We start from the raw sequence: 9324 nt of genomic DNA, 5'->3' as shown, positions 1-9324 counted from the left end.
GGAGCGGTACGTGAAAGCTCCATTGAGATACCGTTGGCTTTATCGACATGGACGCGGCGCACGATAGCGCTTACAACATCACCGACTTTGAATTTTTCACCCTTGATACGGCTTTTCATCGGCAATACAGCACGAATCTCATCGATTTCGATGGTGGTGTTTTGATCCCCGTCTACACGTGTTACACGACCGGAGACGATGCAGTTAATTTTGCTTTTGTATTTATCATAGAGTTCATTTTCCACGAGGCGTTGGATATGAAACTCGATTTCTCGGTGGAGTGTCGCAAATGCACTTCGTCCGTAGCTCTCAATATCGTGTTCCATTTGGAGCTGATCACCGATTTCCGCTTCGTCATCGATCTCTAATGCAGCGGTAATTCCCATATAAGCACCTGTTTCCTCACCCTCTAATTCGGGTGCGTCATCCGCCATAACGGTGATAATCTGGCGTAGTTTGACTGCTTTGGTACGATCATCAATATCCGCCTCAAAAGCGAAGGTCGGGTTAATAATTCGTTTTGCCGTTTGGATAAATGAGGTTTTGATCGCCTCTTGGACATTTTCGCGGCTAAGCCCTTTTTCGTTGGCGATTGAATCAATAATATCTAACATATTTTCCATAGGACTATCCTCTTGATAATTGGTAACTCATAAAAAATTGATTGTTACGGGAAAGCTTTTTTATGAAGGATGGGTATTATACATAAATTTCTCTTAATAGGATATTTATCATAGCCCCGCTATAATCCCCCTAATATCAAGAACTCTATAAAAGGGAAATGCAATGGAACTCAAACTCGCCCGTAGCGAACAAGACACCAAACCTCGTAAAATCGATCTCAAAAAAATCACGGAAATGGTAGAAAAAAGTAACTCTTCTATCATTTATTTTGATCGTGAAAATTCACACAAAGATCTCCTCGCACTTCAAGATCACTTCGAGGGTGAAGGGAAAAGTTTTTACATGCGTGAAGTTAAATACGGACTTTCAGCTAACGAGTACATGTACGAAGTACATATTTTATAGTCTGAATGTCTAAGAAACTTTTTATCGAGACGCTCGGTTGCGCGATGAATGTGCGCGATTCTGAGCACATGATCGCGGAGCTAAACGCTCATGAAGGGTATGAACTTACCGACGATGCAGCGTCTGCCGACCTGATCCTCATCAACACCTGCTCCGTCCGTGAAAAACCGGTACATAAACTCTTCTCCGAACTCGGTGTCTTTAACAAACTCAAAAAACCCTCTGCTAAAATCGGTGTATGCGGGTGTACAGCGTCCCATTTGGGTAAAGAGATTATCAAGCGTGCCCCGTATGTAAACTTCGTCCTCGGTGCCCGTAATGTCTCTAAGATTGCAGATGTTCTCCACAGAGATAAAGCGGTAGAGATCGAGATCGATTACGACGAATCACAGTTTGCGTTTAAAGATTTCCGAAGCAGCCCTTACAAAGCCTATATCAATATCTCCATCGGATGTGACAAACAATGTACCTTTTGTATCGTCCCGAAAACTCGTGGAGATGAGATCTCTATACCGCCTGATTTGATTGTTGCTGAAGCACGCAAAGCGGTAGAGAACGGAGCACGTGAGGTTTTCTTACTCGGTCAAAATGTCAATCATTACGGTCGTCGTTTACCGAATGAAAAGATTAATTTCACTGAACTTCTTCGCCGTGTGAGTGCGGTGGAGGGGTTGGAGCGTATCCGTTTTACCTCTCCCCATCCGCTCCACATGGATGATGAATTTATCGAAGAATTTGCCCGCAATCCGAAAATTTGTAAATCGATGCACATGCCGCTTCAAAGCGGATCGAGCGAGATTCTGAAAGCGATGAAGCGTGGATATACCAAGGAGTGGTTTCTTAACCGTGCCCGAAAACTGCGGGAGATGGTTCCTGATGTGAGTATCAGTACCGATATTATCGTCGCATTTCCGGGTGAAAGTGATGCGGATTTCGAAGAGACTATGGATGTTTTGAATCAGGTGCGTTTTGAGCAGCTGTTTAGTTTTAAATACTCTCCGCGACCGTTGACGGAGGCAGAAAAAATGGAAGAGGTCGATTCTGAGGTAGGATCGATGCGTCTCAGTAGACTTCAAGCTCGTCATGATGAGATACTCGATGAAATGAAAGCAACCAATCTGGGTAAAGTCGTTGAGGTTTATTTTGAAGAGTTACGCGATGATGGGCACGTTGCCGGTCGCAGTGATAATAATCTTGGGATTAAAGTCAAAGGCTCTGAAGAGTGGCTGGGTAAAATCGCACGGGTTAAAATTACGGAAGTTTCTCGTACCGTCCAATACGGAGAGATCATTGCGTAAAGCATTTCTTCGTAAACTTGCCCTTTGGCTTATCCCTCCGATAGGGACTCTTCTGATACGTCTACTCTACCTAACCAATCGTAAACGCTTTCATCTGCCCAATGTGATTCCATCGGAGCCTGTTATTTTTGCTTTTTGGCATGGTGATTTACTCATGCAACCTTATCTCTACTATCAGTTTCGTAAAATTCCTAAAGCAAAAGTCCTGATATCGGATCATTTTGACGGTCAGATTATCGCCAGTATTATGCGCTATTTTAAACTGGGGACAATTCACGGCTCAACGACGCGCGGTGGAGCTAAAGTACTGATACAAGGGCTCAAATCTCTTAGCGATGGGTATGATATCGGTATCACCCCCGATGGTCCAAAAGGACCTCGTCATCAGATGAGTGACGGTGTTGTGGTTATGGCGCAAAAGCGTAAGAGCAAAGTGATTGTTTACAGTTGTGTCCCCTCAAAATTTTGGCAATTACCCAGCTGGGATCACTTTAGTGTTCCAAAACCATTCGGGACACTTGATTTTTACGCTTCCGAACCGATCGATTTAGAGGGATTAGAGACGGAAGAGGCAAAAGAACTTATTAAAGCAAAGCTTATGGAACATGCTCTATAGAGGCAAAGAGGAATTTTTAAAATACCTCGACTCCATACGGGGGTATTCATCGCTGACGATACGCAGTTATCATGATGCAATCGATGAGATGATAAAGAGTGCTGAAATCACAGAATCTGAAGATACTCTCTCGATAAATCTCATGCCCTTACGTCTAAAAATAGCCCATTTGAAAGCCAAATCGATTGCGCTTAAACTCAGTGCTATCCGTAGTTTTATCAAGTATCTTCGTGATAATGGAAGGGTGGTTGAACTTAGAGGAGATGAGAGTATAAAAGTCCCTAAAACTCTCCCGAAACCTCTTACTCATGAGCAAATCACCCATGTTCTGCAATACGCTGATCCCAAAGAGGCATTAGCTATTACTCTACTTTATACGATGGGGCTTCGTATTTCGGAACTCACCCATTTACGGCTGTGTGACATGGAAAACAACTGGTCACGTATTTACGGGAAAGGGTCAAAAGAGCGTGATGTTCCTATGCTCGAACATATCAGCGCTCAGGTGAGAAATTACCATCTAGATAACCCCTCACTGGAGTACATTTTTGAGAATAAAGGTGAAAAATTAAGCGAAAATAGTCTAAGATATACCATTATTAAGGCATTCGCAAAGGTTGGACTCAAAGTGACCCCTCATCAATTGCGTCATACGTATGCAACCGAATTGTTAAACAATGGAGCACGTATTGCCGATGTTAGCGAATTATTAGGTCATGCTAGCATGGCAACGACTCAGATTTACACCAAATTAGCGAACGCTTTGAAAATGGAGCATTACCATCAAGCGCATCCATTATGTCAAACTCATGAGGGTACTAAGTGATAGAGCGGTTTTATCGAAAAATATTCATCGCTATTGTCCATGATGGAGGTGCTCACGATATTCGTGTGGTTGCTAAAAAGCAAAAAAAACTCCTTTATAAAGAGAGCAGGCATTTCGAAGGGGAATCATCATTAAAAGACACCTTTTTATTTCTTCGTAAATATTTTGAAGAATCTCCATTGCATTATGTTGCATTACTAAATCCACAGCACAAGCAAGGAGCACTACCTGGATGTTCACATCATAGTGTAGAGGACTTGGAAGATATAAGTGGGGCGAAAACACTTTGCCGAAATGAAAAATGGCTTTTATACAGCTCTCTTCGTGAACTCGATGCTCTTCAAGAAGAGTATAAAAAGATTGGTCTAGATTTTATTTTTTCCCCTTTCTCCATATTGGAACATTTTTTTGCTGATAAAATACAAGGGGGATTTGCCCTTTATGCTCTGGCATTAAAAGATTCGTTTAGTGTTGCTGTTTTTGAAAATGGAAAGTTAGAATATGCTCATTACTATCCTACTCATGAAAAAAATGCAATATCCCTCGAAGATGAAACCAATACTAATGCTAATGAATTTTCTGTTGGTATTAGGGAAGTGGATGAGAGTGAAAGAAGTATAAGCCTTGATGATATAGAGTCATTAGATGATTTAGATATCCTAGATGAGCTCGATAATTTGAGCAATATAGAAGATTTGGACAGTCTTGACGAAATTGCTGAGTTCACGGAAGATGAAGAAACTTTTGAAGAGAAGCGTAAGGAATCATCCCATGGGGATGAAATCAAACAGCAGATGGATCGGTTTAATAATGACTATTATCGATTTGAGCTGATACAACGTACTCTCATTCGGTTTTATGGGGGAACGCATTGTAATGATCGTTTTGTAGAGACGGTTTATATTGCGGATGGATACGGGAGTGGTACGGAACTAAAGCGTTATCTTGAAGAAGAGTTGTTTTTGAATGTACTAATTCGCCATATTGATGTAGCCGATGAGGTGATTGCACTCTCTATGCTCGAAGAGGAGGCTCTGTGAAGCACAGTTTTATAGCCCCACGAGCAAAACGGCTAATCAGTGGTGAACTACGGCTAGTCCTGTTCTTTTTTACGGTCACTATTGCTATGGTTGTCGGAACGTATCTCTTTTTGGGATATAAAACGTATGATTTTCTCAATGAACGCAAGAACGTAGCACAAAAAGAAGAAGCACTAAAACACTCAATCGCTCAGATGGAAGAAGAGACAAAGGTTATTGAAGGGGAAGCAAAAATAGTGGAACAAGTGACTACGGACAACACGGTAATGAAAGAGAGCATACGGAATCTTTTTGATCTGGTACCCGAAGATATCACTCTCTCACGTGCGGAATTAGAGGAAAAAGCATTAATTTTGTATGGCACCACCCCCAATAAAGAGAGCTATGAGTATATGCTTCATGCACCGTTACGTTCAATTTTCAATCGTACCTATACAAGTTTTTATCCGATTGAAAATGGTTGGTATCGTTTTGTATCCTCCAATTATCTCGAAGAAGAGACGCTAAAAGAGGGTGAAGAATGAATCGTCAAACACTGTTTGTAGTAATTTTGTCTCTTCTTTTATTAATCGGAGTGGTCGGTTTTTCTTTTTTATTTTTAATTCCAAAAGGTAAAGAGTACCGATCTCTCCGCTTGGAGAGTAAAAAAGAGTTTCAGCAACTTGAATTGACTCAAAATCGGTATGATAATATTCATAACCGTTTAGAAGATCTTAAACATGAGCATCGTCATACGATCGGTGCGTTTGATAAACCTTTTAATCCCGGTCGATTTGAACACCTCTATAAAAAAGAATTTACCGATCTTTATTTAACCGAAATGACAACATTGGAGGGCAATGGAACATTTAAAGTCTATGAAGTCAATGCTACGTCTAAAATTACCTCACCGCAAAGCTTTTATACCTTTTTAGAAAATATCAATAAAAGCGAATGGGTGATCGGAGTTAATTTTCCCGTCCATTTTGAGCGAGATGGAGATCAAATACGCTCAAGCTTTACCATGAAAGTCCATAATAAACCAGCGGACCAAGAGCACCCAATAAAAGAGAAAGAAAAGAAGAGCGAAAAGAGAGAGAAAAATAAAGAAGTTGTTCATGAAAAACCTGAAGTGATATCACCGTTCATGCCGCACAAAAAAGTTGAAGCAAATGCTTCAGCACACCATTAATAGAAATTAGTTCATCTCTTTGGCCCGTTCATGTGCTGCGCGTATCGCTTCCATACAGCCTTCACGTACTTTTCCTTTTTCGAGTGCACCGTATCCTGCTGCAGTGGTTCCTCCTGGACTCATGACATTATCTTTTAAGAGCGCAGGATGAGTGGCTTGGATCAGTTTCCCGAAACCTTCAAATAACCCCCGCATCAAAATCATGGCATCATCACGCTTTAATCCCTCGCGTACTGCTCCATCGCAGAACGCTTCAGCTATGAGAGCCAGATAGGCAGGGCCGCTTCCGGCTAAGGCAGTGGCAATATCAAGCTCTTTTTCACTGTTGAACCAGAGTGTTTTTCCGATAGTTCCAAAAAGGGAAATAGCATGGTCAGCAATAGTATGATCACCTACTAAAGAGGTCATAGAGGCACCTACTTCGGCGGCGAGATTAGGCATTGCACGACAATAAGAGTGTGCTGATATAGTGCGAAGAGAGGAAAGAGGCGTGCCGGCTAAAACCGAATAAAGTGCTTGTGCTGTCCCTTTTAGATGCGGTGCTACTTCGCCTAGATTGGCAGGTTTAACACAAATAACAACGATTTTGTTGGTAATATCGGCATCGCCATAGAGGGTCTTTTTAATCGGGGTATTGAGGGTGTTTTCAAACTCCTCCAGTGCATTGATACTACGTCCGATCACTTCGATAGTATGGGTTTTACAAAGTCCTTTTGCTAAAGCCAAGGCCATTTTACCGTTACCGATAAAAGTGACTGATTTAGGCATTGGATGGACTTTTAAGATAGTTGCTGATCGGTTCGGAAATCCCGAAATCAGCACGATTGTCAACAATGATTTGAGCCATGCTTTGATTATCAGTATTGAAAATCAAAGGGGCGACAAAGTTGATTGTTGATTTCTCAATTGGTGTTTGCAAAATCATGATGTTATAGATAAGCAAATTACTTTCAGGGGTAATCCCCATCAATGCTTGTAGTGATGAGGGGATGTCGAAAGAATACTCGCGAAGAGTAAACGGGTTGATCAGGGTAAAGGATGGACCATCCCCTATGCTTTCAAGACGTAAAAAAATTTCATCAATTTTTTGAAGTTCCATTTTGGAGACTGCTTCGAAACCGAGTAAGGGAAGCTTTAAATCAAACTGCATAACTACCTTCTTTTGTCATTAATAGTCTGATTTTAACACACCAAACTAAAAAGTTTCAACAATAAGCAGGGGGTGTTTAATCTCTTTACGGTAAAATAGTCAATAATTTCAAAATAGTGTAGGTTTTATCAATGATTAGAACATGGTTAATGGCAGTCAGCGTACTCATTCTTCTGAGCGGATGCGGTAAAGATCTCGAAGAGTTTAATAAACCAGCAGAATATTGGTATGAAAAAATGGTTACGGCTGTTTCTAACGGCAATCTTGAAAAAGCGGACAGCTATTTTAGTTCACTTCAAAGTGAACATATCAGTTCACCTTTTCTTTCGGAAGCGACGATGATTATGGCGCAAGCGCACATGGCGCACGAAGAGTATTTGTTAGCGGAACATTTTTTGGATGAGTATATACGTCGTTATGCAACTCCTGAAGGTCGTGAATACGCCGAATTTTTAAAAATTAAAGCTAAATTTTTAGCCCTACCAAATCCGGGGCGAGATCAAGGGTTGATCGATGAAACGCTTCGCAGTGTTGATACCTTTAAGGGGAGTTATCCTTACTCTACTTATTTGCCATTGGTTCACTCGATGGAGACACAATTGCAACTTGCTCGCGGAGTGTTAAACGAGCAAATCGCACAGCTGTATGAGCGTTTGGGTAAGCCAAAAGGCTCAGCCTATTATCGCTCAATCGCACCGGTAAGTTGGATCGATCCCTCAGAAGTTGTGCAAGCAGAGGTTTCATGGTATCGAGAGATGTTTGAGGGAGATGGCACTAGTAGCTGGTACGATTTTATGATTCCGCAAACGCGTAGCGTTATTTCGATGGATGATAACATCACAATGCAAGCACCTAAAAAAGATTCAAGTGAAAGCTGGTATGACTTTTTAATTCCTAATTTTTAAAAAGAGTCTATAATCCAACTGAATTTTAATGTATAAGGTTTTTTGAATATGCAACTTAGTAATTACAGCTCCTTCCCAACCACATTACCGGTGATTGCGGAAGATGAGCTTTTTTTATACCCGTTTATGATTTCCCCACTCTTTTTAAATGATGAAAAAAACATTGCCGCAGCTGCCGCAGCAATTGAAAATAACTCATTGGTGATTGTTTGTCCGGTCAAATCCGACCATGAGGGAGAGCGTGAAGGTGATGCGATTTACGATGCCGGAGTAATCGGATCTATCATGCGTAAAGTCGTTTTGCCCGATGGTCGTATCAAAGTATTATTCCAAGGGCTTGCTCGTGGACATATCATGAATATGGTGCACGATAATCCTCTCCGCGCTCATGTCGATTTGATCTCATCGCTTGAGGTGAATGAGCTGAAAATGGATGCCATATTGGAAGTATTGCGGGAAAAAGTACGCGCCCTTTCGCAGGTAAGCAACTATTTCCCACCCGATCTGCTCCGAACCATCGAAGAGAACCATGAATATAACCGTATTGTTGATCTTATTTGTAGCTCGATCAAGATCAAAAAAGAGAACGCTTATAAACTTTTTATCGAGCGCGATCCTGAGAAACGGTTCTTGATGTTGATCGATGAGTTGATTGAAGAGACGGAATCTTCCAAACTTCAAAAAGAGATTCGTTCAAAAGTACACACTCGTATTGAGAAGGTTAACAAAGAATATTTCCTCAAAGAACAGCTTAAACAGATCCAAAAAGAGCTTGGAACGGACACCCATCGTGATGAAGAGATCGAAGAGTTTCGTAAAAAGCTCGATGCCAAAAAAGATAAAATGCATCCGGATGCCTATAAAGAGATAAATAAACAACTAGAGCGTTTCGCACGAATGCACCCTGATAGTGCCGATGCGGGGATGATCCAAACGTATCTGGAATGGGTGCTTGAAATCCCCTACGGCGAGGAAGCGAAAAAAGCGCTGAACATTCACGATGTCGAAAATCAGCTCAACAAAGACCACTTTTCACTAAAAAAACCGAAAGAACGAATTTTGGAATATTTCTCGGTGAAAGAGTTGTTGGAACTGCGCGGTATCGCCGATAAAGAGGGGCGCGGTGCGATCCTCTGTTTCGCGGGTCCTCCGGGGGTCGGTAAAACCTCCCTTGCCAACTCTATCGCAACTGCGCTCAAGCGTCCGCTTGTCCGTATCGCACTCGGCGGGTTGGAAGATGTAAACGAATTGCGCGGACACCGTCGTACCTATATCGGTGCGATGCCGGG

Annotated in this window: 12 protein-coding genes; 9 read left to right on the top strand and 3 right to left on the bottom strand. The window is 41.8% G+C overall.

The genetic code is table 11. The annotated features are described in order from the left end of the window. Positions 1-623, bottom strand: a 623-nt coding sequence (locus tag JZU62_RS02380) for a NusA N-terminal domain-containing protein (RefSeq protein ID WP_295011531.1), incomplete at its 3' end; no start/stop codon positions are given. Positions 624-786: 163 nt separating this feature from the next. Here JZU62_RS02380 and JZU62_RS02375 point away from each other — a divergent pair. The 7 genes from JZU62_RS02375 to JZU62_RS02345 are packed head-to-tail and all read left to right on the top strand — an operon-like array spanning position 787 to position 5980. Next, a complete protein-coding gene (locus tag JZU62_RS02375; RefSeq protein WP_295011529.1) occupies positions 787-1029 on the top strand; it encodes an HP0268 family nuclease in 243 nt (80 codons plus the stop codon). Between the two features lie 5 nt (positions 1030-1034). After that, a complete protein-coding gene (miaB, locus tag JZU62_RS02370) occupies positions 1035-2327 on the top strand; it encodes a tRNA (N6-isopentenyl adenosine(37)-C2)-methylthiotransferase MiaB (RefSeq protein ID WP_295011527.1) in 1293 nt (430 codons plus the stop codon). After that, positions 2320-2943, top strand: a complete 624-nt coding sequence (locus JZU62_RS02365) for a lysophospholipid acyltransferase family protein (RefSeq protein WP_295011525.1) — start codon at positions 2320-2322, stop codon at positions 2941-2943. The genes miaB and JZU62_RS02365 overlap by 8 nt, the downstream gene beginning before the upstream one ends. Next, complete coding sequence (locus JZU62_RS02360) at positions 2933-3769, top strand: tyrosine-type recombinase/integrase (protein WP_295011523.1); 837 nt, start codon at positions 2933-2935, stop codon at positions 3767-3769. The genes JZU62_RS02365 and JZU62_RS02360 overlap by 11 nt, the downstream gene beginning before the upstream one ends. Continuing rightward, positions 3766-4809 (top strand): hypothetical protein, encoded by a 1044-nt coding sequence (locus JZU62_RS02355; RefSeq protein WP_295011521.1) that lies wholly within the window; start codon positions 3766-3768, stop codon positions 4807-4809. Before JZU62_RS02360 ends, JZU62_RS02355 begins: the two co-directional genes overlap by 4 nt. Continuing rightward, positions 4806-5333, top strand: a complete 528-nt coding sequence (locus tag JZU62_RS02350) for a hypothetical protein (protein WP_295011519.1) — start codon at positions 4806-4808, stop codon at positions 5331-5333. Before JZU62_RS02355 ends, JZU62_RS02350 begins: the two co-directional genes overlap by 4 nt. Further along, positions 5330-5980, top strand: coding sequence for a hypothetical protein (locus tag JZU62_RS02345; RefSeq protein WP_295011517.1), 651 nt, complete (start codon positions 5330-5332; stop codon positions 5978-5980). The genes JZU62_RS02350 and JZU62_RS02345 overlap by 4 nt, the downstream gene beginning before the upstream one ends. Positions 5981-5986: 6 nt before the next feature. Here the strand turns inward: JZU62_RS02345 and JZU62_RS02340 are convergent, their stop codons facing one another. Continuing rightward, a complete protein-coding gene (locus JZU62_RS02340; RefSeq protein WP_295011515.1) occupies positions 5987-6748 on the bottom strand; it encodes a pyrroline-5-carboxylate reductase in 762 nt (253 codons plus the stop codon). Further along, a complete protein-coding gene (gene fliW / locus JZU62_RS02335; protein WP_295011513.1) occupies positions 6741-7130 on the bottom strand; it encodes a flagellar assembly protein FliW in 390 nt (129 codons plus the stop codon). Before fliW ends, JZU62_RS02340 begins: the two co-directional genes overlap by 8 nt. Positions 7131-7261: 131 nt before the next feature. Here fliW and bamD point away from each other — a divergent pair, with 131 nt between their 5' ends. After that, a complete protein-coding gene (bamD, locus tag JZU62_RS02330; protein WP_295011511.1) occupies positions 7262-8035 on the top strand; it encodes an outer membrane protein assembly factor BamD in 774 nt (257 codons plus the stop codon). Between the two features lie 48 nt (positions 8036-8083). After that, the coding region (locus JZU62_RS02325; protein ID WP_295011533.1) for an LON peptidase substrate-binding domain-containing protein at positions 8084-9324 on the top strand (1241 nt) is incomplete at its 3' end.

Source organism: Sulfuricurvum sp. (assembly GCF_019163035.1).
Taxonomy (GTDB): Bacteria; Campylobacterota; Campylobacteria; order Campylobacterales; family Sulfurimonadaceae; genus Sulfuricurvum.
The sequence above is the reverse complement of the archived record's forward strand: the minus strand, read 5'-3'. Positions and strand labels throughout refer to the sequence as shown.